The sequence below is a fragment of the Salmonella sp. SJTUF15570 genome (assembly GCF_043357055.1).
GTDB lineage: Bacteria > Pseudomonadota > Gammaproteobacteria > Enterobacterales > Enterobacteriaceae > Salmonella > Salmonella enterica.
In genome coordinates this window covers 459,871-482,688 of the sequence record NZ_JBEUKJ010000001.1, presented here as the reverse complement: position 1 = coordinate 482,688, position 22,818 = coordinate 459,871, and the positions used below count along the sequence as shown (strand labels likewise).

Annotated in this window: 22 protein-coding genes and 1 other annotated feature; of the genes, 13 read left to right on the top strand and 9 right to left on the bottom strand. The window is 47.3% G+C overall.

Annotation, left to right across the window (positions count from 1 at the left end; translation table 11 throughout):
• The first annotated feature begins 4 nt into the window (after positions 1-4).
• The 9 genes from rfbV (at position 5) to wzzB (ending at position 11,792) form a co-directional block, all read left to right on the top strand.
• Positions 5-1,006, top strand: a complete 1,002-nt coding sequence (gene rfbV, locus ABVN44_RS02575) for an abequosyltransferase RfbV (protein WP_023231300.1) — start codon at positions 5-7, stop codon at positions 1,004-1,006.
• Between the two features lie 318 nt (positions 1,007-1,324).
• Positions 1,325-2,386 (top strand): glycosyltransferase family 1 protein, encoded by a 1,062-nt coding sequence (locus ABVN44_RS02570; RefSeq protein ID WP_048348874.1) that lies wholly within the window; start codon positions 1,325-1,327, stop codon positions 2,384-2,386.
• Positions 2,387-3,331, top strand: coding sequence for an O antigen biosynthesis rhamnosyltransferase RfbN (rfbN, locus tag ABVN44_RS02565; RefSeq protein WP_198870404.1), 945 nt, complete (start codon positions 2,387-2,389; stop codon positions 3,329-3,331). It begins immediately after the preceding gene.
• A complete protein-coding gene (locus tag ABVN44_RS02560) occupies positions 3,332-4,771 on the top strand; it encodes a mannose-1-phosphate guanylyltransferase/mannose-6-phosphate isomerase (RefSeq protein WP_023231302.1) in 1,440 nt (479 codons plus the stop codon). It begins immediately after the preceding gene.
• The gene (rfbK, locus tag ABVN44_RS02555) at positions 4,758-6,191 is read left to right on the top strand and encodes an O-antigen biosynthesis phosphomannomutase RfbK (RefSeq protein ID WP_023181971.1); all 1,434 of its coding nucleotides are present in this window, start codon (positions 4,758-4,760) and stop codon (positions 6,189-6,191) included. The genes ABVN44_RS02560 and rfbK overlap by 14 nt, the downstream gene beginning before the upstream one ends.
• Before the next feature lie 71 nt (positions 6,192-6,262).
• Complete coding sequence (locus tag ABVN44_RS02550; RefSeq protein ID WP_023181972.1) at positions 6,263-7,693, top strand: undecaprenyl-phosphate galactose phosphotransferase; 1,431 nt, start codon at positions 6,263-6,265, stop codon at positions 7,691-7,693.
• Between the two features lie 163 nt (positions 7,694-7,856).
• Positions 7,857-9,263, top strand: a complete 1,407-nt coding sequence (gndA, locus tag ABVN44_RS02545) for an NADP-dependent phosphogluconate dehydrogenase (RefSeq protein WP_023231303.1) — start codon at positions 7,857-7,859, stop codon at positions 9,261-9,263.
• Positions 9,264-9,499: 236 nt separating this feature from the next.
• Positions 9,500-10,666: a UDP-glucose 6-dehydrogenase gene (gene ugd, locus ABVN44_RS02540; protein ID WP_000704825.1), complete on the top strand. Its 1,167-nt coding sequence runs from the start codon at positions 9,500-9,502 to the stop codon at positions 10,664-10,666.
• A gap of 142 nt (positions 10,667-10,808) precedes the next feature.
• The gene (wzzB, locus tag ABVN44_RS02535) at positions 10,809-11,792 is read left to right on the top strand and encodes an LPS O-antigen chain length determinant protein WzzB (protein ID WP_023231304.1); all 984 of its coding nucleotides are present in this window, start codon (positions 10,809-10,811) and stop codon (positions 11,790-11,792) included.
• 79 nt (positions 11,793-11,871) lie between these two features.
• Here the strand turns inward: wzzB and hisIE are convergent, their stop codons facing one another.
• The 9 genes from hisIE to hisL all read right to left on the bottom strand — a co-directional run bounded on the left by hisIE (position 11,872) and on the right by hisL (position 19,204).
• Positions 11,872-12,483 (bottom strand): bifunctional phosphoribosyl-AMP cyclohydrolase/phosphoribosyl-ATP diphosphatase HisIE, encoded by a 612-nt coding sequence (hisIE, locus tag ABVN44_RS02530; RefSeq protein ID WP_017441797.1) that lies wholly within the window; start codon positions 12,481-12,483, stop codon positions 11,872-11,874.
• Complete coding sequence (hisF, locus tag ABVN44_RS02525; RefSeq protein WP_000880125.1) at positions 12,477-13,253, bottom strand: imidazole glycerol phosphate synthase subunit HisF; 777 nt, start codon at positions 13,251-13,253, stop codon at positions 12,477-12,479. Before hisF ends, hisIE begins: the two co-directional genes overlap by 7 nt.
• Positions 13,235-13,972, bottom strand: coding sequence for a 1-(5-phosphoribosyl)-5-[(5-phosphoribosylamino)methylideneamino]imidazole-4-carboxamide isomerase (gene hisA, locus ABVN44_RS02520; protein ID WP_000586406.1), 738 nt, complete (start codon positions 13,970-13,972; stop codon positions 13,235-13,237). The genes hisF and hisA overlap by 19 nt, the downstream gene beginning before the upstream one ends.
• A complete protein-coding gene (gene hisH, locus ABVN44_RS02515; protein ID WP_001103591.1) occupies positions 13,972-14,562 on the bottom strand; it encodes an imidazole glycerol phosphate synthase subunit HisH in 591 nt (196 codons plus the stop codon). The genes hisA and hisH overlap by 1 nt, the downstream gene beginning before the upstream one ends.
• On the bottom strand, positions 14,562-15,629 hold the full coding sequence (gene hisB / locus ABVN44_RS02510) for a bifunctional histidinol-phosphatase/imidazoleglycerol-phosphate dehydratase HisB (RefSeq protein ID WP_023231305.1): 1,068 nt from the start codon (positions 15,627-15,629) through the stop codon (positions 14,562-14,564). The genes hisH and hisB overlap by 1 nt, the downstream gene beginning before the upstream one ends.
• Positions 15,626-16,705 carry a histidinol-phosphate transaminase gene (hisC, locus tag ABVN44_RS02505; protein WP_000102715.1) on the bottom strand — a complete coding sequence of 360 codons (1,080 nt, stop codon included), beginning with the start codon at positions 16,703-16,705 and terminating at the stop codon, positions 15,626-15,628. Before hisC ends, hisB begins: the two co-directional genes overlap by 4 nt.
• Entirely contained in the window at positions 16,702-18,006 is a 1,305-nt protein-coding gene (gene hisD / locus ABVN44_RS02500) for a histidinol dehydrogenase (protein WP_023231306.1), read from the bottom strand. Before hisD ends, hisC begins: the two co-directional genes overlap by 4 nt.
• A gap of 102 nt (positions 18,007-18,108) precedes the next feature.
• Entirely contained in the window at positions 18,109-19,008 is a 900-nt protein-coding gene (gene hisG / locus ABVN44_RS02495) for an ATP phosphoribosyltransferase (protein ID WP_000886600.1), read from the bottom strand.
• A gap of 46 nt (positions 19,009-19,054) precedes the next feature.
• Positions 19,055-19,178, bottom strand: a sequence feature (His leader region).
• Positions 19,154-19,204: a his operon leader peptide gene (gene hisL, locus ABVN44_RS02490; RefSeq protein WP_001364200.1), complete on the bottom strand. Its 51-nt coding sequence runs from the start codon at positions 19,202-19,204 to the stop codon at positions 19,154-19,156. Its footprint overlaps the feature before it by 25 nt.
• Positions 19,205-19,366: 162 nt before the next feature.
• On the opposite strand from hisL, the gene ABVN44_RS02485 reads away from it, so the two are divergent.
• From ABVN44_RS02485 to plaP, 4 genes are all read left to right on the top strand, one after another.
• Entirely contained in the window at positions 19,367-20,191 is an 825-nt protein-coding gene (locus ABVN44_RS02485; protein WP_000754712.1) for an SDR family oxidoreductase, read from the top strand.
• Between the two features lie 45 nt (positions 20,192-20,236).
• Positions 20,237-21,151, top strand: a complete 915-nt coding sequence (locus tag ABVN44_RS02480; RefSeq protein WP_000803316.1) for a LysR family transcriptional regulator — start codon at positions 20,237-20,239, stop codon at positions 21,149-21,151.
• 233 nt (positions 21,152-21,384) lie between these two features.
• Positions 21,385-21,447 (top strand): membrane protein YoeI, encoded by a 63-nt coding sequence (gene yoeI / locus ABVN44_RS02475; RefSeq protein WP_096335044.1) that lies wholly within the window; start codon positions 21,385-21,387, stop codon positions 21,445-21,447.
• On the top strand, positions 21,437-22,795 hold the full coding sequence (plaP, locus tag ABVN44_RS02470) for a putrescine/proton symporter PlaP (protein WP_001519005.1): 1,359 nt from the start codon (positions 21,437-21,439) through the stop codon (positions 22,793-22,795). The genes yoeI and plaP overlap by 11 nt, the downstream gene beginning before the upstream one ends.
• Positions 22,796-22,818: the final 23 nt, after the last annotated feature.

Here is a 22,818-nt window from a genome sequence, read left to right as displayed (position 1 = left end):
TCATATGCTTATATCATTTTGTATTCCAACTTATAATAGAAAAGAATATCTTGAAGAGTTGTTGAATAGTATAAACAATCAGGAAAAATTTAATTTAGATATTGAGATATGTATATCAGATAATGCCTCTAATGATGGTACAGAGGAAATGATTGATGTTTGGAGGAATAATTATAATTTCCCAATAATATATCGGCGTAATAGCGTTAACCTTGGACCGGATAGGAATTTTCTTGCTTCAGTATCCCTTGCGAATGGGGATTATTGTTGGATATTTGGCAGTGATGATGCTCTTGCGAAAGACTCGTTAGCGATATTACAAACTTATCTCGATTCTCAAGCAGATATATATTTATGTGACAGAAAAGAGACCGGCTGTGATTTAGTTGAGATTAGAAATCCTCATCGTTCCTGGCTCAGAACAGATGATGAGCTTTATGTGTTTAATAATAATTTAGATAGGGAAATCTATCTCAGTAGATGCTTATCTATTGGTGGTGTATTTAGCTATCTAAGTTCTTTAATAGTAAAAAAAGAACGATGGGATGCCATTGATTTTGATGCGTCCTATATTGGCACTTCCTATCCTCATGTATTTATCATGATGAGCGTATTTAATACGCCTGGGTGCCTTTTGCATTATATATCAAAACCACTCGTAATATGTCGAGGAGATAATGATAGTTTCGAGAAGAAAGGAAAGGCCAGACGAATATTAATTGATTTTATTGCATATTTAAAATTAGCTAATGATTTTTACAGTAAAAATATATCTTTAAAACGAGCATTTGAAAATGTTTTGCTAAAAGAGAGACCATGGTTATATACAACTTTGGCTATGGCATGTTATGGTAATAGTGATGAAAAAAGAGATTTATCTGAATTTTATGCAAAGCTAGGTTGTAATAAAAATATGATTAACACTGTACTTCGATTTGGGAAACTAGCATATGCAGTGAAAAATATTACCGTGCTTAAGAATCTTACTAAACGGATAATTAAGTAGTAGTAAGTTATTATATTGAGATTAAATGTAGATTTAACCTTTCTGGATTCAGCTAGATTTACGTTACTGACTTTTCTTTTTAATGAAAAATCATAATTGATATATATAAATAAATTTGGATAGCTTAACTACTTAGATGTTTTTTCGGGGAATTTTAGTATAATAATATATTTTCCTTATGATTATTTTGTGGTGTTTTACTGCCGGTATTACATTAACTCTATTATTAAGAATTACACCTAGTGTAAACTTCGTAATATTATTTATCCTTATGATTATTGCTTTAAAGATGCATATGGAAAAACGGAGAGCTATTCAATGATCGTAAACCTATCACGTTTAGGTAAAAGCGGTACGGGAATGTGGCAATACTCGATTAAATTTTTAACGGCTCTGCGAGAAATAGCTGATGTTGACGCAATAATCTGTAGCAAGGTACACGCTGATTATTTTGAAAAGCTCGGTTATGCAGTAGTTACTGTTCCGAATATTGTTAGCAACACATCAAAAACATCGCGACTTAGACCATTAGTATGGTATGTATATAGTTACTGGCTTGCGCTGAGGGTTTTAATTAAGTTTGGTAATAAAAAATTGGTGTGTACTACGCATCACACTATCCCCTTACTGAGAAACCAAACGATAACCGTACATGATATAAGACCTTTTTATTATCCAGATAGTTTTATTCAGAAAGTGTATTTTCGCTTTTTATTAAAAATGTCCGTTAAGCGATGTAAGCATATTTTAACGGTATCTTATACCGTTAAAGATAGCATTGCTAAAACTTATAATGTAGATAGTGAGAAAATATCAGTAATTTATAATAGCGTTAATAAATCTGATTTTATACAAAAAAAAGAAAAAGAGAATTACTTTTTAGCTGTTGGAGCAAGTTGGCCACATAAAAATATTCATTCATTCATAAAAAATAAAAAAGTTTGGTCTGACTCTTATAATTTAATTATTGTATGTGGTCGTACTGACTATGCAATGTCTCTCCAACAAATGGTCGTTGATCTGGAACTAAAAGATAAAGTGACTTTTTTACATGAAGTCTCATTTAATGAATTAAAGATTTTATATTCTAAAGCCTACGCGCTTGTTTATCCATCTATTGATGAGGGTTTTGGCATACCTCCTATTGAAGCGATGGCATCAAATACTCCAGTTATAGTGTCCGATATACCGGTATTTCATGAAGTGTTAACCAATGGTGCATTATATGTGAATCCGGATGATGAAAAAAGCTGGCAGAGTGCAATTAAAAATATAGAGCAGTTGCCTGATGCAATTTTCCGATTTAACAACTATGTCGCACGGTATGACTTTGATAATATGAAGCAGATGGTTGGCAATTGGTTGACGGAATCAAAATAAATGAAAATAACATTAATTATTCCCACATATAATGCAGGGTCGCTTTGGCCTAATGTTCTGGATGCGATTAAGCAGCAAACTATATATCCGGATAAATTGATTGTTATAGACTCAGGTTCTAAAGATGAAACGGTTCCGTTAGCCTCAGACCTGAAAAATATATCAATATTTAATATTGACTCTAAAGATTTTAATCATGGAGGAACCAGGAATTTAGCAGTTGCAAAAACTCTGGACGCTGATGTTATAATTTTTCTAACGCAAGATGCAATTCTCGCGGATTCGGATGCAATTAAAAATTTGGTTTATTATTTTTCAGATCCATTGATAGCAGCGGTTTGTGGTAGACAACTTCCTCATAAAGATGCTAATCCCCTTGCAGTGCATGCCAGAAATTTTAATTATAGTTCAAAATCTATTGTTAAAAGTAAGGCAGATATAGAAAAATTGGGTATTAAAACTGTATTTATGTCCAATTCTTTTGCTGCCTATCGCCGTTCCGTTTTTGAAGAGTTAAGTGGGTTTCCTGAACATACAATTCTTGCCGAGGATATGTTTATGGCGGCTAAGATGATTCAGGCGGGTTATAAGGTCGCCTACTGCGCTGAAGCGGTGGTAAGACACTCCCATAATTATACCCCGCGAGAAGAGTTTCAACGATATTTTGATACTGGTGTATTTCATGCTTGTTCTCCGTGGATTCAGCGTGACTTTGGCGGAGCCGGTGGTGAGGGTTTCCACTTCGTAAAATCAGAGATTCAATTCCTGCTTAAAAATGCACCGCTCTGGATTCCAAGAGCTTTATTAACAACTTTTGCTAAATTCCTGGGTTACAAATTAGGCAAGCATTGGCAATCTTTACCGTTGTCTACATGTCGCTATTTTAGCATGTACAAGAGTTATTGGAATAATATCCAGTATTCTTCGTCAAAAGAGATAAAATAAATGTCTGTTCTTCCCGTAATTATGGCTGGCGGCACAGGTAGCCGTTTATGGCCGCTTTCACGCGAATATCATCCGAAGCAGTTTCTAAGCGTTGAAGGTAAACTATCAATGCTGCAAAATACTATAAAGCGATTAGCTTCACTTTCTACAGAAGAACCCGTTGTCATTTGCAATGACAGACACCGTTTCTTAGTCGCTGAACAACTCCGTGAAATTGACAAGTTAGCAAATAATATTATTCTCGAACCGGTAGGCCGTAATACTGCACCAGCGATCGCTCTTGCCGCGTTTTGTGCGCTCCAGAATGCTGATAATGCTGATCCTCTTTTGTTGGTTCTTGCTGCAGATCATGTGATCCAGGATGAAATAGCTTTTACGAAAGCTGTCAGACATGCTGAAGAATACGCCGCAAATGGTAAGCTTGTAACTTTTGGTATTGTTCCAACGCATGCTGAAACTGGTTATGGATATATTCGTCGTGGTGAGTTGATAGGAAATGACGCTTATGCAGTGGCTGAATTTGTGGAGAAACCGGATATCGATACCGCCGATGACTATTTCAAATCAGGGAAATATTACTGGAATAGCGGTATGTTTTTATTTCGTGCAAGCTCTTATTTAAAGGAATTGAAGTACTTATCACCTGAAATTTACAAAGCTTGTGAAAAGGCGGTAGGACATATAAATCCCGATCTTGATTTTATTCGTATTGATAAAGAAGAGTTTATCTCATGCCCGAGTGATTCTATCGATTATGCAGTTATGGAGCACACACAGCATGCCGTGGTGATACCAATGAGTGCTGGCTGGTCGGATGTGGGATCCTGGTCCTCACTTTGGGATATATCGAATAAAGATCATCAGAGAAATGTTTTAAAAGGAGATATCTTCGCACATGCTTGCAATGGTAATTACATTTATTCCGAAGATATGTTTATAAGTGCGATTGGTGTAAGCAATCTTGTCATTGTTCAAACAACAGACGCTTTACTGGTGGCTAATAAAGATACAGTACAAGATGTTAAAAAAATTGTTGATTATTTAAAACGAAATGATAGGAACGAATATAAACAACATCAAGAAGTTTTCCGCCCCTGGGGAAAATATAATGTGATTGATAGCGGCAAAAATTACCTCGTTAGATGTATCACTGTTAAGCCGGGTGAGAAATTTGTGGCGCAGATGCATCACCACCGGGCTGAGCATTGGATAGTATTATCCGGGACTGCTCGTGTTACAAAGGGAGAGCAGATTTATATGGTTTCTGAAAATGAATCAACATTTATTCCTCCGGATACTATTCACGCGCTGGAAAATCCCGGAATGATCCCCCTGAAGTTAATTGAGATTCAATCAGGTACCTATCTTGGTGAGGATGATATTATTCGTTTAGAACAACGTTCTGGATTTTCGAAGGAGTGGACTAATGAACGTAGTTAATAATAGCCGTGATGTTATTCATTCATCAGGTATTGTGTTTGGAACGAGTGGGGCTCGCGGTCTTGTAAAAGATTTTACACCTCAGGTATGTGCTGCTTTTACAGTTTCATTTGTTGCCGTTATGCAGGAACATTTTTCCTTTGATACCGTAGCATTGGCAATAGATAATCGTCCAAGTAGTTATGGGATGGCTCAGGCGTGTGCTGCTGCATTGGCGGATAAAGGCGTTAACTGTATTTTTTATGGAGTGGTACCAACCCCAGCTTTGGCCTTTCAGTCTATGTCTGACAATATGCCTGCGATAATGGTTACGGGAAGTCATATTCCATTCGAGCGGAACGGCCTCAAGTTCTATCGTCCCGATGGTGAAATCACGAAGCATGATGAGGCTGCGATCCTTAGTGTTGAAGATACGTGTAGCCATTTAGAGCTTAAAGAACTCATAGTTTCAGAAATGGCTGCTGTTAATTATATATCTCGTTATACATCTTTATTTTCTACTCCATTCCTGAAAAATAAGCGTATTGGTATTTACGAACATTCAAGCGCTGGGCGTGATCTTTATAAGCCTTTATTTATTGCATTGGGGGCTGAAGTTATTAGCTTGGGTAGAAGCGATAACTTTGTACCTATAGATACAGAGGCTGTAAGCAAAGAGGATCGGGAAAAAGCACGCTCATGGGCTAAAGAGTTCGATTTAGATGCCATATTCTCAACAGATGGGGATGGTGATCGCCCTCTTATTGCTGATGAGGCAGGCGAGTGGTTGAGAGGCGATATATTAGGTCTATTATGTTCACTTGCATTGGATGCAGAAGCCGTCGCTATTCCTGTTAGTTGTAATAGCATAATTTCTTCTGGCCGCTTTTTTAAACATGTTAAGCTTACGAAAATTGGCTCGCCTTATGTTATCGAAGCTTTTAATGAATTATCGCGGAGTTATAGTCGTATTGTCGGCTTTGAAGCCAATGGCGGTTTTTTATTAGGAAGCGACATCTGTATTAACGAGCAGAATCTTCATGCCTTACCAACTCGTGATGCTGTATTACCGGCAATAATGCTGCTTTACAAAAGTAGGAATACCAGCATTAGCGCTTTAGTCAATGAACTCCCAACTCGTTACACCCATTCTGACAGATTACAGGGGATTACGACTGATAAAAGCCAATCCTTAATTAGTATGGGCAGAGAAAATCTGAGCAACCTCTTAAGCTATATTGGCTTGGAGAATGAAGGTGCAATTTCTACAGATATGACAGATGGTATGCGAATTACCTTACGTGATGGATGTATTGTGCATTTGCGCGCTTCTGGTAATGCACCTGAGTTACGCTGCTATGCAGAAGCTAATTTATTAAATAGAGCTCAGGATCTTGTAAATACAACGCTTGCTAATATTAAAAAACGATGCTTGCTGTAAAAGAATTGAATGTTATTTACTTAATATGCCTATTTTATTTACATTATGCACGGTCAGAGGGTGAGGATTAAATGGATAATATTGATAATAAGTATAATCCACAGCTATGTAAAATTTTTTTGGCTATATCGGATTTGATTTTTTTTAATTTAGCCTTATGGTTTTCATTAGGATGTGTCTATTTTATTTTTGATCAAGTACAGCGATTTATTCCTCAAGACCAATTAGATACAAGAATTATTACACATTTTATTTTGTCAGTAGTATGTGTCGGTTGGTTTTGGATTCGTTTGCGACATTATACATACCGCAAGCCATTTTGGTATGAGTTAAAAGAAATTTTTCGTACGATCGTTATTTTTGCTATATTTGATTTGGCTCTGATAGCGTTTACAAAATGGCAGTTTTCACGCTATGTCTGGGTGTTTTGTTGGACTTTTGCTATAATCCTGGTGCCTTTTTTTCGCGCACTTACAAAGCATTTATTGAACAAGCTAGGTATCTGGAAGAAAAAAACTATCATCCTGGGGAGCGGACAGAATGCTCGTGGTGCATATTCTGCGCTGCAAAGTGAGGAGATGATGGGGTTTGATGTTATCGCTTTTTTTGATACGGATGCGTCAGATGCTGAAATAAATATGTTGCCGGTGATAAAGGACACTGAGACTATTTGGGATTTAAATCGTACAGGTGATGTCCATTATATCCTTGCTTATGAATACACCGAGTTGGAGAAAACACATTTTTGGCTGCGTGAACTTTCAAAACATCATTGCCGTTCTGTTACTGTCGTCCCCTCGTTTAGAGGATTGCCGTTATATAATACAGATATGTCTTTTATCTTTAGCCATGAAGTTATGTTATTAAGGATACAAAATAACTTGGCTAAAAGATCGTCCCGTTTTCTCAAACGGACATTTGATATTGTTTGCTCAATAATGATTCTTATAATTGCATCACCACTTATGATTTATCTGTGGTATAAAGTTACTCGAGATGGTGGTCCGGCTATTTATGGTCACCAGCGAGTAGGTCGGCATGGAAAACTTTTTCCATGCTATAAATTTCGTTCTATGGTTATGAATTCTCAGGAGGTACTAAAAGAACTTTTGGCTAACGATCCTATTGCCAGGGCTGAATGGGAAAAAGATTTTAAACTGAAAAATGATCCTCGAATCACAGCTGTAGGTCGATTTATACGTAAAACTAGCCTTGATGAGTTGCCACAACTTTTTAATGTACTAAAAGGTGATATGAGCCTGGTTGGACCACGACCTATCGTTTCGGATGAACTGGAGCGTTATTGTGATGATGTTGATTATTATTTGATGGCAAAGCCGGGCATGACAGGTCTATGGCAAGTGAGTGGGCGTAATGATGTTGATTATGACACCCGTGTTTATTTTGATTCCTGGTATGTTAAAAACTGGACGCTTTGGAATGATATTGCCATTCTGTTTAAAACAGCGAAAGTTGTTTTGCGGCGAGATGGTGCGTATTAAGCTTACCGAGAAGTACTGAATAATAATTGTATAAAATAGCCTGCGTAAAATCTGAACGCATCAATCGCTACCTTAATATCATACCTTTGAGTTAACATACTATTCACCTTTAACCTGCCATGACCGTTTGTGGCAGGGTTTCCACACCTGACAGGAGTATGTAATGTCCAAGCAACAGATCGGCGTCGTCGGTATGGCAGTGATGGGGCGCAACCTCGCGCTCAACATCGAAAGCCGTGGTTATACCGTCTCCGTTTTCAACCGCTCCCGTGAAAAGACCGAAGAAGTGATTGCCGAGAATCCCGGCAAAAAGCTGGTGCCTTATTACACGGTGAAAGAGTTTGTTGAATCCCTCGAAACGCCTCGTCGTATCCTGTTAATGGTGAAAGCGGGCGCAGGTACTGATGCAGCTATCGATTCGCTGAAACCGTATCTGGAAAAAGGCGATATCATTATTGATGGCGGTAACACCTTCTTCCAGGACACAATCCGTCGCAATCGCGAGCTGTCTGCGGAAGGTTTTAACTTTATCGGTACCGGTGTTTCCGGTGGTGAAGAGGGCGCGCTGAAAGGGCCATCTATCATGCCTGGCGGTCAGAAAGATGCCTATGAACTGGTGGCGCCGATCCTGACGAAGATTGCTGCTGTGGCGGAAGATGGCGAACCGTGCGTGACCTATATCGGCGCCGATGGTGCTGGTCACTACGTCAAGATGGTCCACAATGGTATTGAATATGGCGATATGCAGCTTATCGCTGAAGCTTACTCCCTGCTGAAAGGCGGCCTGAACCTCAGCAATGAAGAGTTGGCGAACACTTTTACCGAGTGGAATAACGGCGAGCTGAGCAGTTATCTGATCGACATCACTAAAGACATCTTCACTAAAAAAGATGAAAACGGAAACTACCTGGTGGATGTCATTCTTGATGAAGCCGCCAACAAAGGGACCGGTAAATGGACCAGCCAGAGCGCGCTGGATCTGGGCGAACCGCTGTCGCTGATTACCGAATCTGTCTTTGCGCGTTACATCTCTTCGCTGAAAGCGCAACGTGTTGCCGCATCTAAAGTGCTCTCCGGCCCGAAAGCGCAGCCGGCGGGCGACAAAGCGGAATTTATCGAGAAAGTGCGTCGCGCGCTGTATCTTGGCAAGATCGTCTCCTATGCGCAGGGCTTCTCGCAGTTACGCGCCGCGTCTGATGAATATCACTGGGATCTCAACTACGGCGAGATTGCTAAGATTTTCCGTGCGGGTTGTATCATTCGCGCTCAGTTCCTGCAGAAAATCACCGATGCCTACGCAGAAAACGCTGGTATTGCCAATTTGCTGTTAGCGCCTTACTTCAAGAAAATTGCTGATGAGTACCAGCAGGCGCTGCGTGATGTTGTGGCTTACGCGGTGCAGAACGGCATTCCGGTGCCGACATTCTCTGCGGCAGTGGCCTACTATGACAGCTATCGCGCCGCAGTACTGCCAGCTAACTTAATTCAGGCGCAGCGTGACTACTTTGGTGCGCACACCTATAAACGTACTGATAAAGAAGGCATTTTCCATACCGAATGGTTGGAGTAATTTCTGCAAAAATGTTTAAGCCCGGTTTAATACCGGGCTTTTTTTTATCTCTATTCTTATTGATTTATCGCTTTTGCTTAATATTAACTTAATAATCTGTGTTTATCGTAATGAAGATAATCTGAATTGTTTTCGTCTGCGTTGCACTTTATATACTCAGGCGTTAAAACTTTAATATCTTATCAGGATGCGAAATACATCATGATTCATAATTAAGTTAATTCTGAGAGCGAATAATGAAAATCACGATATCCGGGACGGGTTATGTTGGCTTGTCTAATGGTTTGCTTATTGCACAACATCATGATGTGGTGGCGTTAGACATTGTTCCTTCCCGTGTTGAACTGTTAAATGATCGGATATCTCCGATTGTTGATAAAGAAATTCAGCAATTTTTAAAGGAAGATAACATCAGATTCAGGGCAACGCTGGATAAGTTTGATGCGTACCAGAATGCAGATTACGTCATTATTGCTACGCCTACGGATTACGATCCCAAAACCAACTATTTTAATACGTCCAGTGTGGAATCGGTCATTCAGGATGTGATCAGCATCAACCCCGCAGCCGTGATGATTATTAAGTCTACGGTGCCGGTTGGCTTCACGGCGGCAATGCGTCAGAAGTTTGCGACAGAAAATATCATTTTCTCTCCGGAGTTTTTACGTGAGGGTAAAGCCCTTTACGATAACCTTTATCCCTCCCGTATCGTGATTGGGGAACAGTCTGAGCGCGCCAGAGAATTTGCCGCATTACTCCAGGAAGGCGCTATTAAACAGGAGATTCCAACGCTGTTTACGGACTCCACTGAAGCGGAAGCCATTAAACTTTTCGCCAATACTTATCTCGCTATGCGAGTCGCTTATTTTAATGAATTAGACAGCTATGCTGAAACGTTAGGATTAAATACCCGACAAATTATTGAAGGGGTGTGCCTCGACCCGCGTATTGGCAATCATTATAATAATCCCTCTTTTGGTTATGGCGGATATTGTTTGCCAAAAGATACCAAACAGTTGCTGGCTAATTATCAGTCGGTGCCTAATAATATTATCTCCGCTATCGTTGAAGCAAACCGTACGCGTAAAGATTTTATTGCCGACGCTATCCTCGCCAGAAAGCCTAAAGTGGTGGGCATTTATCGCCTGATTATGAAGAGTGGCTCCGATAACTTCCGCGCCTCATCGATTCAGGGGATTATGAAGCGCATTAAAGCGAAAGGCGTAGAGGTCATCATCTATGAGCCGGTAATGGAAGAAGATACTTTCTTTAACTCACGTCTTGAACGTGATTTGCACTGCTTTAAACAGCAGGCGGATGTCATTATTTCCAACAGGATGGCGGCAGAGCTTTTGGATGTCGCTGAAAAAGTGTATACCCGCGATCTTTTCGGTAGTGATTAATAAGGCAATCGGGGCTGATGAGTCCCGATGATTTATTGACCAAATGGAAATAATGTCTGATTTTTATCATTAATCCTATGGCATATATTTGCTTTATGACTACACTGTCTCCAGCTTCATCCTTTTTTTAGTTAGGGTATCTATGACAGTGGATAGTAATACGTCTTCCGGGCGTGGGAACGATCCGGAACAGATTGATTTGATTGAGTTATTGCTACAGTTATGGCGTGGGAAGATGACCATTATTGTAGCCGTTATTATCGCCATTTTGCTGGCCGTAGGCTACCTGATGATAGCCAAAGAAAAATGGACATCCACGGCGATTATTACCCAACCTGATGCCGCGCAGGTTGCCACCTATACCAACGCGCTCAACGTCTTGTATGGCGGGAATGCCCCCAAAATCTCTGAAGTGCAGGCGAATTTTATAAGCCGCTTTAGCTCTGCGTTTTCCGCATTATCGGAAGCGCTGGATAATCAGAAAGAGCCGGAAAAGCTCACCATTGAACAGTCAGTAAAGGGGCAGGCGCTGCCGCTCTCGGTTTCTTATGTGAGTACTACCGCTGAAGGGGCGCAGCGTCGGCTGGCGGAATATATCCAACAGGTGGATGAAGAGGTCGCTAAGGAACTGGAAGTTGACCTGAAAGATAATATCACGCTGCAAACCAAAACGTTGCAGGAGTCCCTTGAGACGCAGGAAGTTGTGGCGCAGGAGCAAAAAGATCTGCGTATTAAGCAAATCGAAGAAGCGTTGCGCTATGCGGATGAGGCTAAAATCACGCAGCCGCAGATTCAGCAAACCCAGGATGTTACCCAGGACACGATGTTCCTGCTGGGGAGCGATGCGCTAAAATCGATGATACAGAACGAAGCGACGCGTCCACTGGTCTTTTCTCCGGCCTATTACCAGACGAAGCAGACACTGCTGGACATTAAAAATCTGAAAGTGACTGCCGATACGGTGCACGTCTATCGTTATGTGATGAAGCCGACGCTGCCGGTCCGTCGCGATAGCCCGAAAAAAGCCATTACCCTCGTGCTGGCTGTGTTGCTGGGCGGGATGATCGGCGCCGGGATTGTGCTGGGGCGCAATGCGCTACGTAGCTATAAGCCAAAAGCCTTGTAAGCTTCTTTGCCGGATGGTGGTCGGCTTCGAAAGGTAAAATTTCTCATTAAAAAACCGGGCATTGCCCGGTTTTTTACGCTTATTGATGACGCTTACGAAGATTGTCGATCACGGTGGTGAGGTTGAGATCCTGATCCTGCAACAGCACCAGCAGGTGGTACATCAAATCAGACGCTTCATTGGTTAATTCAAAACGATCATTGACGGTGGCCGCCAGCGCGGTTTCTACACCTTCTTCGCCAACTTTTTGCGCAATACGTTTGGTACCGCTGGCGTACAGTTTCGCCGTGTAAGAGCTGGCCGGATCGGCGGTTTTGCGCTCTGCCAGTAGCTGCTCCAGTTGATACAGGAATAACCACTGATGGCTGGCGTCGCCAAAGCAACTGCTGGTACCTTTGTGGCAGGTCGGCCCGACAGGGTTTGCCAGCACCAGCAGTGTATCGTTGTCGCAATCTGCCGCAATGCTGACGACATTCAGCACATGGCCTGAGGTTTCGCCTTTGGTCCATAAACGCTGTTTCGTGCGTGAGAAGAACGTGACATGGCCGGATTCAATGGTTTTGTCCAGCGCTTGTGGGTTCATATAGCCCAGCATCAATACTTCGCCGGATACCGCATGTTGCACGATGGCTGGCATCAGGCCATCGGTTTTTTCCCAGTCCAGCTCGCGGCGTTGTTGCTCTGTTAACATATCCTGATCTCCACGCCCTGGCCTGCCAGGTACGCTTTTAATTCGCCAATATTGATGATTTGCTTATGAAAAACGGAGGCGGCAAGCGCGCCGTCGACATCGGCATCACGGAATGCCTCAAGAAAGTGTTCCATCGTGCCCGCGCCGCCGGAGGCGATCAGCGGCACGCGGCAAACGTCACGGACTTTTTTCAACTGCGTCAGATCGTAACCGTTACGCACACCGTCCTGGTTCATCATATTCAGGACGATTTCCCCCGCGCCGCGCTGTTGTACCTCTTGCACCCAATCCAGCGTCTCCCACTGCGTCACGCGGGTACGGTTTTCATCGCCGGTATACTGGTTAACATGGTATTTCCCCGTGGCGTCGTCAAACCAGGTATCAATCCCGACGACAATGCACTGTACGCCAAAACGGTCAGCCAGACGGGTAATCAGCGTTGGGTCAGCCAGCGCCGGGGAGTTGATAGAGATCTTATCCGCCCCGAAAGAAAGAATTTTGGCGGCGTCGTCAATTGACCGGATACCGCCCGCTACACAAAACGGAATGTCGATCACCTCGGCAACGCGCGCCACCCAGCTTTTATCGACTACGCGGCCATCGCTGGAGGCGGTAATGTCATAGAACACCAGTTCGTCCGCGCCTTCGTCGGCATAGCGTTTGGCCAGCGGAACGATATCGCCAATGATCTCATGGTTGCGAAACTGTACGCCTTTTACCACCTGACCATCACGAACATCCAGACACGGAATTATACGTTTTGCCAGCATTGGATGGCCTCCTTAACGGTAAATTTCCCTTCTAACAGCGCGCGCCCGACAATCACCCCGCGCACGCCGGTGCCGCGCAGGGCGGCAATATCATCGATATCGCCAATACCGCCGGAGGATTGAAAGGCGATCTGCGGATATCTGGCGCATACCTCTTCGTACAGCGAAACGTTAGAGCCCGCCAGCGTGCCGTCGCGAGAAATATCGGTACACAGTACATGTTTCAGGCCGACGGGGAGATAGGTCTCCACCAGTTGTTCCAGCGAGACGCCGGAATTTTCCTGCCAGCCGCTAACCGCCACCTGCTTGTTGCCGTGTTCGTCTATGCGAACGTCCAGCGCCAGCACCAGCGCCTGCGCGCCAAAACGTTCAAACCAGCCTTTCACCACGTCAGGGGATTTCACCGCCGTTGAACCGATGACCACACGGGCAACGCCAGCTTTCAGTAATGCCGCAACGTCTTCTTCGGTACGCACGCCGCCGCCGACCTGAACAGGCACGTTCACGCCCGCGACCAGGGTTTTAATCAGCGGTATCTGTCGCTTAGCCGGATCTTTAGCGCCGGTCAGATCTACCAGATGCAGCACCCCGGCGCCCTGGGCGGCGTAATCCTGCAAACGGGGCAGGGGATCGTTACCGTAATCCCGCTGCCGGGCGTAGTCGCCCTGGTGGAGACGCACCACGGTGCCGTCAATTAAATCTAATGCCGGAATAATCATTACATCTCCAGGAAGTTTTTCAGCAACTGTGCGCCCGCCGCGCCCGAACGTTCCGGATGGAACTGTACGCCGAAGAAATTATCTTTCTGTACCGCCGCGGTAAACGGCTCGCCGTAATTGCACTGGGCGATAGTCCACGGGTTGACCGGCATCGCGTAGCTGTGAACAAAGTAAAAATAGGCGCCATCTTCAATGCCCTGAAACAGCCGGTTGCCCGCCTGCGGATACACGCGATTCCAGCCCATGTGCGGCAGCGGCAGACCAAAGTCGGTCATTTTCGGCACGTCTTGTTCGATAATGTTCAGCAGATCCACGCCGCGCGTCTCTTCGCTGCGACGACCCAGCAGTTGCATCCCTAAGCAGATACCCAGTACCGGCTGAGTACACGCTTTAATTAAGTCGATCAGTTCACGTTCGCGCAGTTGATCCATAGCGGCCTGCGCCGTGCCGACGCCGGGCAGAAAGAGTTTGTCAGCGCGTAATACGATTTCCGCTTCGCGGCTGACCACCGGGGTGTAACCGTGGCGCGCCACGGCGGATTTTACCGAGCTTAAATTGGCGCAGCCGGTGTCAAGGATGACGACGTTCATCACAGCACTCCTTTCGAGGACGGTAATATATCGCCCTCCACGCGAATAGCCTGGCGTAGCGTCCGACCAAAGGCTTTAAACAAACTTTCGACACGGTGGTGATCGTTTTTACCTTTAGTCTTGAGATGCAGAGTGACGCCCATCGTGTAAGAGAGTGAGCGGAAAAAGTGTTCAATCATCTCTGTGCTCAAATCGCCCACACGCTGGTAGGTAAATTCAGCTTTATATTCCAGATGCGGACGACCGGAAATATCCAGCGCGCAGCGCGCCAGACATTCATCCATCGGTAGTACAAAGCCAAAACGGCAGATACCGCGCTTGTCGCCGAGTGCCAGTTTTAATGCCTCACCGAGCGCCAGTCCGGTATCTTCTACCGTGTGGTGATCGTCGATATAGAGATCGCCCTTAACGGTAATCTCCATGCGAAAGCCGCCGTGGGTGGCGATTTGATCGAGCATATGGTCAAAGAAGCCGACGCCGGTATTAATCTTGCTGTTGCCTTCGCGATCCAGCCAGACGCTGACATCAATCTGTGTCTCTTTGGTGTTGCGGACCACATGCGCATAACGATCGCGTTTCGTTAGCTGTTCGCCAATCATCGTCCAGTTCAATGTTTCACGGTGATAGCGTAAACCAGTAATGCCCATATTATCAGCGAGCTGGATATCGGTCGCACGATCGCCAATCACATAGCTGTTGGCGCTATCCATCGCTTGTTCCGCAAGATAACGCTTCACCAGCTTCACTTTGGGCTTGCGGCAGTCGCAATCGTCTGCGGGCAGGTGAGGGCAGATCAGCACCTCATCAAAGCGTACGCCCTGAGAGGTGAAAATCTGCATCATCAGGTTGTGCGGTCCGTCGAAGTCCGCCTGCGGGAAACTTTGCGTGCCAAGTCCATCCTGGTTAGTGATCATCACCAGCTTAAAACCGGCTTTTTGCAGCTTCAGCAATACGGGAATCACCTCTGGCTCAAAGGCCAGTTTATCAAAGCGGTCTACCTGAAAATCGCTCGGCGGTTCGGAAATCAAGGTTCCGTCCCGGTCGATGAAAAGATACTTCTGACTCATACTGGCTCCGCACGTAAGGCGTCAATGACGCGCTGGTTTTCCTGGCGGGTGCCGACCGTAATCCGCAGGCAGCCGCTTAAAGAAGGTTGTTTATTCTGATCGCGTAAGATAATGCCCTGATCCCATAAGGATTTAAACACGCTGCTGGAGGCGGTAAACCGCGCCAGAATATAGTTGGTTTCAGAGTCAAAGACGTGTTCTACGCAGGCGGTCTGTTGCAGGGCATTCACCAGATACTGACGTTCCTGCACTGTCTGCGCCACGCGATCGCGCATTGCGTTTATTCCCTGCGGACTCAGCGCCTGGGCGGCGATATCCGCCACTGGCGTAGAAAGCGGATAAGGGGCGATCACTTTTAACAGCAGGTTGATCACCTCTTCATTAGCCAGCGTAAAGCCGCAGCGCAGACCCGCCAGCGCAAAAGCTTTCGACAATGTGCGCAGGATAACCAGATGAGGATATTCAACCAGCCAGCCTGTCAGCGTGGCCTGTGGGCAAAACTCAATATAAGCTTCGTCGGCGACGACTATCGCTTTACCGCGTGTCAACTCCAGCAGCGTGCGCAGATCCTGCGGGTTGATAAGTTGCCCGGTGGGGTTATTGGGGCTACAAACGAATACCACTTTTGTGCCGTCAAGGTTGTCGGAAATCCCCTGTAGATCCAGCTGCCAGTTTTCAAGCGCGGGAACCGTCCGGCGCTCTACGCCAATGGTTTCGGCGCTGACGCTGTACATACCGTAAGTGGGCGGACAGTAGAGAATGGCGTCTTTCCCCGGTTCACAGAAGGCGCGGATCACCAGCTCGATCCCTTCATCCGCGCCGCGGCTGACCAGCACCTGCTCCGGCTTTACGCCAGCATATTGCGCGTAGTTTTCAATCACGGCCTTTGGCTGGCATTCCGGGTAGCGGTTAAGCGTTTGTTGGGTGAGCTGAAACTCCACCGCTGTCGGGAATTCATTCGCGTTCAGCCAGACATCGCCGTTACCGCCCAGACGGCGGGCGGACTGATACGGTACCAGGTTGCGGACATTTTCACGGGCTAAGTCAGCGACGCTGAGAGTGTTTTCAGTGCTCATGCTTGCTCCTTGAGGGCGTTTACGCGCAGGGTCACGGCATTTTTATGGGCGGTCAGACGTTCTGCCGCCGCCAATGTTTCAATGGTTGATGCCAGAGCGGAAAAGCCCGCTTTCGACAGTTCCTGAACGGTCATCCGTTTCTGGAAATCCGCTAACCCAAGGCTGGAACAGGTAGCAGTATAGCCATAGGTCGGTAAGACATGGTTGGTTCCGGAAGCGTAATCACCGGCGGATTCCGGCGACCAGTCGCCGAGAAATACCGAGCCTGCGCTGGTAATCGCATCCACCAAATCGCGCGCATTGCGCGTCTGGATGATTAAGTGTTCCGGCCCATACTGATTAGAGATGGCGACGCACTGCGCTAAATCTTTGGTCACAATCAGACGACTGGCGCTCAGGGCCTGCCGGGCGGTGTCCGCGCGCGGCAGTTCTGCAAGTTGACGTTCTACCGCCTCCGCCACCTTGCGGGCAATGTCAGCATCAGGCGTCAGCAGAATCACCTGGGAATCCGGACCGTGCTCAGCCTGGGAGAGCAGGTCAGAAGCGACGAAATCCGGTGTTGCGCCGCTGTCGGCGATCACCAGTACTTCAGACGGCCCGGCAGGCATATCGATAGCCGCGCCGTCGAGGCGCTGGCTGACCTGACGCTTGGCTTCGGTTACAAAGGCGTTGCCGGGGCCAAAAATTTTATCCACTTTCGGTACGGACTCGCTGCCGAAGGCCAGAGCGGCAATCGCCTGCGCGCCGCCGACGTTAAAGATTTCCTGCACGCCACACAGTTGTGCCGCATAGAGGATTTCATCAGCGATGGGCGGCGGCGAGCACAGAACCACGTTCTGACATCCCGCAATGCGCGCCGGCGTCGCCAGCATCAGCACCGTTGAGAAGAGCGGAGCCGAGCCGCCGGGAATATACAGACCGACAGACGTGACGGGACGCGTAACCTGCTGGCAACGCACGCCTGGCTGGGTTTCCACATCTACAGGCGGTAGCGTCTGCGCGGAATGGAACGTTTCAATATTTTTGACGGCAGCGGCCATCGCCTGTTTTAATTCGTCGCTCAGACGCGCGCCAGTGGCGGCGATCTCTTCAGGGGTGACGCGTAGCGCTGTCACTTCTGTTTTATCAAATTTAGCGCTGTATTCACGCAGGGCATCGTCACCGCGCGTTTTTACATTATCCAGAATATCGCTGACCGTCCGGGTAATATTGTCAGAGGCGGAAATCGCCGGACGCGTCAGCAGCGCACGCTGCTGTTCAGGGCTACAGCTGTTCCAGTCAATCAGGGTATTGAAGCTCATGGTCTTTACTCCATCACAGGGTTCCGCCTTATCCGGCCTACAGAACCCAAAATATCAACGCATTACGTAGGCCTGATAAGCGCAGCGCCATCAGGCGTCAGATCACTCCATCATCTTCTCGATCGGCAGTACCAGAATCGAGCTGGCGCCAAGCGCTTTCAGTTTCTCCATGGTTTCCCAGAACAACGTTTCGCTGCTGACCATGTGCATCGCCACGCGCTGTTGCTCGCCCGCCAGCGGCAGGATTGTCGGCCTTTCGGCGCCTGGCAGCAGGGCGATAACCTCTTCCAGGCGTTCGCTTGGCGCGTGCATCATGATGTATTTCGATTCGCGCGCCTGAATCACGCCCTGAATACGGGTCAGCAATTTATCGATCAGCTGTTGCTTGCTCTGTGCCATCTCACCGTCGCGCTGAATCAGACAGGCTTTAGAGCGGTAGATAACTTCGACTTCACGCAGGCCGTTAGCTTCAAGCGTCGCGCCGGTAGAGACCAAATCGCAGATAGCGTCGGCCAGCCCCGCGCGCGGCGCGACTTCGACAGAACCATTTAACAGACACGATTTAAAAGAGACGCCTTTCTGGTCGAGGTAGCGTTTGAGGAGGTGCGGATAAGAGGTAGCGATACGTTTACCGTCCAGCGCGGCCGGGCCGTCCCAGGCTTCGTCAACCGGCGTTGCCAGCGATAAACGGCAGCCGCCGAAGTCAAGACGGCGCAGGGTAAAATAGCGCGGATCTTCGCCCTGCGCGCGGCGGTTGAGTAGCTCTTCTTCCAGCACGTTCTCGCCGATAATGCCGAGATCGACCACGCCATCCATCACCAGACCCGGAATGTCATCATCACGCACGCGCAGGATATCAATCGGCATGTTTTCCGCCATCGCAATCAGGCGCTGAGTGTGTAAATTAATTTTTATGCCGCAGCGGGCCAGCAATTCTCGTGAATCATCGCTTAAACGGCCTGATTTCTGAATAGCTATGCGTAAGCGGGTGTTGTCTAACATTCTGCGTTCCTCTTTATCCTGTCTGAACCGGTCTGTATCGCGCGCCAAAAAAAAGCCCCCGGAAGATGATCTTCCGGGGGCTTTCTCATACGTTCATGCACCACTGGAAGATCTGAATGTCTTCCAGCACACATCGCCTGAAAGACTAGTCAGGATGATGGTGATGATGGTGGTGTTTAAATTGAACGCGTGTCATAAAAATTCCGATGAATGCTTATTCATTTGATACCTTTTAACCTAAACCACTTTTACGCCTTAAAGCAAGCGCTTTTTTCATTTCGCATTTATAGTATGAATTGTCAGTCACGGCGGGCTGGCGTAGCCTTATGTATGAGGCGTTAAAGTCAGGAGAAAATGGATGAAAAAGGTCGCAATTGTCGGTTTAGGTTGGTTAGGCATGCCGCTGGCAATGTCGCTGGCAGCGAGAGGCTGGCAGGTTACCGGCAGCAAAACCACCCTTGACGGGGTGGAAGCGGCCCGTATGAGTGGAATTGAAAGCTATCCGCTGCGTCTGGAGCCGGAGCTGGTCTGTGAGGCGGACGATCTTGACGCTCTGCTGGATGTCGATGCGCTGGTGATAACACTGCCCGCGCGCCGTAGCGGTCCGGGAGAGGATTTTTATCTGCAGGCGATGCAGGAGCTGGTCGACAGCGCGCTGGCTTATCGTATCCCGCGTATTATTTTTACCAGTTCGACGTCTGTTTACGGCGATGCGCAAGGCGTGGTGAAAGAGAATACGCCGCGTAATCCGGTCACGGCCAGCGGGCGTACCCTGAAGGAACTGGAAGATTGGCTGCATAATCTGCCGGGCACGTCAGTAGATATTCTGCGGCTGGCGGGGTTGGTCGGGCCTGGACGCCATCCCGGTCGTTTCTTTGCCGGAAAAACCGCGCCGGATGGTCAACACGGGGTCAATCTGGTGCATCTTGAAGACGTGGTTGGCGCAATTACCCTCTTGCTACAGGCGCCAAAAGGGGGGCACATCTATAATATATGTGCGCCGGCGCATCCAGCCCGCAATGTGTTTTATCCGCAAATGACGCGCTTGCTGGGAATGGCGCCGCCGCATTTTCGTGACGCACCGGACAACGGCAAAGGGAAGATTATCGACGGTAGCCGGATTTGTAATGAGCTGGGATTTGAATATCAATATCCCGATCCGTTGGTGATGCCGATGGAGTGAGTCGCTGTCCAGCAGGTGGTCGCCATATAGCGCAAGGGGACGAGTATGAAACCACTGCTGGACGTTCTGATTATTCTTGATGCGTTAGAAAAAGAAGGCAGCTTCGCGGCGGCGTCGGCAAAATTATTTAAAACGCCGTCCGCCCTCAGTTATACCGTTCATAAGCTGGAAAACGATCTTAATATCCAACTGCTCGACCGTAGCGGGCACCGCGCGCGATTTACGCGAACCGGTAAGATGCTACTGGAAAAAGGCCGTGAAGTGCTGCACACCGTTCGCGAGCTGGAAAAGCAGGCGATTAAACTGCATGAAGGCTGGGAGAACGAACTGGTCATAGGTGTGGATGATACCTTTCCCTTTTCTCTTCTGGCCCCGCTTATCGACGCTTTTTATCAACGCCACAGCGTAACGCGCCTTAAATTTGTTAATGGCGTTCTCGGCGGTTCATGGGAGACGCTGACGCAGGGAAGGGCGGATATTATTGTTGGCGCCATGCGCGCGCCGCCGCCTGACACCGGCTTTGGCTTTGCAAGACTGGGCGATCTTGAACTGGTGTTTGCTGTCGCTCCGCATCATCCGCTGGTTCATGAAGAGGAACCGCTTAGCCGCCAGACGATCAAACGTTTTCGCGCGATTGTGGTTGGCGATAGCGTCCATTCCTCGCGATCAATAGGGTCTGAACTGCTCGACGCTCAGGAAGCGATTACCGTGTTTGATTTTAAAACCAAGCTGGAGCTGCAAATTAGCGGCCTGGGATGCGGCTATTTACCGCGTTATCTGGCGCAGCGATTTTTGGAAAGCGGCGCGCTTATAGAGAAGAAAGTGGTGGCGCAAATCGTCTATGAACCGGTGTGGGTTGGCTGGAATGAACAGACCGCCGGGCTGGCCAGCGGCTGGTGGCGGGATGAAATTTTAGCAAATAATGCTATTGCTGGGGTGTATGCAAAATCGCCGGTTTAAAAATCAATCGCTTATGAAAAATAATTTTTTGAACGCGCTCGCATTCTCTTGTCATTTCACTTCAATTTAGGGCAGAATACGCCGCTTGCAAAAAATGACACTAACCGACGTTTTAATACGCGTCGGTTATTTTTTTGCTTCAAACACATCATTCAATACCAAGAGGCCGGGCTTCGTACCGGATAGATACTTACTTAAAAATCGACAGTTGTTGTCGCTGAGGAATCCAGAAAATGGGGCAATTTTTTGCTTACGCGACGGCATTCGCCGTAAAGGAGAATGACCATGTCGCATAACGTTACTCCAAACACCTCTCGCGTGGAATTACGTAAAACGCTTACGTTAGTTCCGGTTGTAATGATGGGTCTTGCCTATATGCAGCCGATGACGCTGTTCGATACATTTGGTATCGTTTCAGGCCTCACTGACGGTCACGTACCGACGGCGTATGCATTCGCGTTAATCGCGATTCTGTTTACGGCGTTGAGCTACGGGAAACTGGTGCGTCGCTACCCTTCCGCGGGTTCGGCGTACACCTATGCCCAGAAATCCATCAGCCCGACCGTTGGCTTTATGGTGGGTTGGTCTTCTCTGCTCGATTATCTGTTCGCGCCGATGATCAACATTCTGTTGGCGAAAATTTATTTTGAAGCGCTGGTGCCCTCCATTCCGTCATGGGTGTTTGTTGTGGCGCTGGTGGCCTTTATGACGGCCTTTAACCTGCGCAGCCTCAAATCGGTCGCTAACTTCAACACCGTGATTGTAGTGCTACAGGTGGTGCTGATTGCGGTCATTCTGGGCATGGTGGTTTATGGCGTATTTGAAGGCGAAGGCGCCGGTACGCTGGCGAGCACCCGTCCGTTCTGGTCCGGCGATGCGCACGTTATCCCGATGATTACGGGAGCGACGATCCTGTGCTTCTCCTTTACTGGCTTTGACGGCATCAGTAACCTGTCGGAAGAGACCAAAGATGCTGAGCGCGTGATCCCGCGTGCGATTTTCCTGACCGCGCTGATTGGCGGCCTGATCTTCATCTTTGCAACCTATTTCCTGCAATTGTACTTCCCGGATATCTCTCGCTTTAAAGATCCGGATGCGTCTCAGCCGGAAATCATGCTGTACGTGGCGGGTAAAACCTTCCAGGTGGGCGCGCTGATCTTCTCTACTATCACCGTACTGGCTTCCGGTATGGCTGCGCATGCAGGCGTAGCGCGCCTGATGTACGTAATGGGGCGCGACGGCGTATTCCCGAAAAGCTTCTTCGGTTACGTTCATCCGAAATGGCGTACGCCAGCGATGAACATCATCCTGGTCGGGGCGATCGCGCTGCTGGCGATTAATTTTGACCTGGTGATGGCGACGGCGCTGATTAACTTTGGTGCGCTGGTCGCGTTTACCTTTGTTAACCTGTCGGTGATTTCGCAGTTCTGGATCCGTGAGAAGCGTAATAAAACGTTGAAAGATCACTTCCAGTATCTGTTCCTGCCGATGTGCGGCGCGCTCACGGTTGGTGCGTTGTGGGTTAACCTGGAAGAGAGCTCAATGGTACTGGGCCTGATCTGGGCAGGTATCGGGCTGATTTATCTGGCGTGCGTAACTAAAAGCTTCCGTAACCCGGTTCCACAGTACGAAGACGTCGCGTAATCGCGCGTATTATCGGCAATAGT

What these genes read in the sequence shown, in the direction of transcription:
- rfbV (WP_023231300.1), top strand. Translation starts at nt 5, where the DNA reads ATGCTTATATCATTTTGTATTCCAACTTATAATAGAAAAGAATATCTT.
- ABVN44_RS02570 (WP_048348874.1), top strand. Translation starts at nt 1,325, where the DNA reads ATGATCGTAAACCTATCACGTTTAGGTAAAAGCGGTACGGGAATGTGG.
- rfbN (WP_198870404.1), top strand. Translation starts at nt 2,387, where the DNA reads ATGAAAATAACATTAATTATTCCCACATATAATGCAGGGTCGCTTTGG.
- ABVN44_RS02560 (WP_023231302.1), top strand. Translation starts at nt 3,332, where the DNA reads ATGTCTGTTCTTCCCGTAATTATGGCTGGCGGCACAGGTAGCCGTTTA.
- rfbK (WP_023181971.1), top strand. Translation starts at nt 4,758, where the DNA reads ATGAACGTAGTTAATAATAGCCGTGATGTTATTCATTCATCAGGTATT.
- ABVN44_RS02550 (WP_023181972.1), top strand. Translation starts at nt 6,263, where the DNA reads ATGGATAATATTGATAATAAGTATAATCCACAGCTATGTAAAATTTTT.
- gndA (WP_023231303.1), top strand. Translation starts at nt 7,857, where the DNA reads ATGTCCAAGCAACAGATCGGCGTCGTCGGTATGGCAGTGATGGGGCGC.
- ugd (WP_000704825.1), top strand. Translation starts at nt 9,500, where the DNA reads ATGAAAATCACGATATCCGGGACGGGTTATGTTGGCTTGTCTAATGGT.
- wzzB (WP_023231304.1), top strand. Translation starts at nt 10,809, where the DNA reads ATGACAGTGGATAGTAATACGTCTTCCGGGCGTGGGAACGATCCGGAA.
- hisIE (WP_017441797.1), bottom strand. Translation starts at nt 12,483, where the DNA reads ATGTTAACAGAGCAACAACGCCGCGAGCTGGACTGGGAAAAAACCGAT.
- hisF (WP_000880125.1), bottom strand. Translation starts at nt 13,253, where the DNA reads ATGCTGGCAAAACGTATAATTCCGTGTCTGGATGTTCGTGATGGTCAG.
- hisA (WP_000586406.1), bottom strand. Translation starts at nt 13,972, where the DNA reads ATGATTATTCCGGCATTAGATTTAATTGACGGCACCGTGGTGCGTCTC.
- hisH (WP_001103591.1), bottom strand. Translation starts at nt 14,562, where the DNA reads ATGAACGTCGTCATCCTTGACACCGGCTGCGCCAATTTAAGCTCGGTA.
- hisB (WP_023231305.1), bottom strand. Translation starts at nt 15,629, where the DNA reads ATGAGTCAGAAGTATCTTTTCATCGACCGGGACGGAACCTTGATTTCC.
- hisC (WP_000102715.1), bottom strand. Translation starts at nt 16,705, where the DNA reads ATGAGCACTGAAAACACTCTCAGCGTCGCTGACTTAGCCCGTGAAAAT.
- hisD (WP_023231306.1), bottom strand. Translation starts at nt 18,006, where the DNA reads ATGAGCTTCAATACCCTGATTGACTGGAACAGCTGTAGCCCTGAACAG.
- hisG (WP_000886600.1), bottom strand. Translation starts at nt 19,008, where the DNA reads ATGTTAGACAACACCCGCTTACGCATAGCTATTCAGAAATCAGGCCGT.
- ABVN44_RS02485 (WP_000754712.1), top strand. Translation starts at nt 19,367, where the DNA reads ATGAAAAAGGTCGCAATTGTCGGTTTAGGTTGGTTAGGCATGCCGCTG.
- ABVN44_RS02480 (WP_000803316.1), top strand. Translation starts at nt 20,237, where the DNA reads ATGAAACCACTGCTGGACGTTCTGATTATTCTTGATGCGTTAGAAAAA.
- plaP (WP_001519005.1), top strand. Translation starts at nt 21,437, where the DNA reads ATGTCGCATAACGTTACTCCAAACACCTCTCGCGTGGAATTACGTAAA.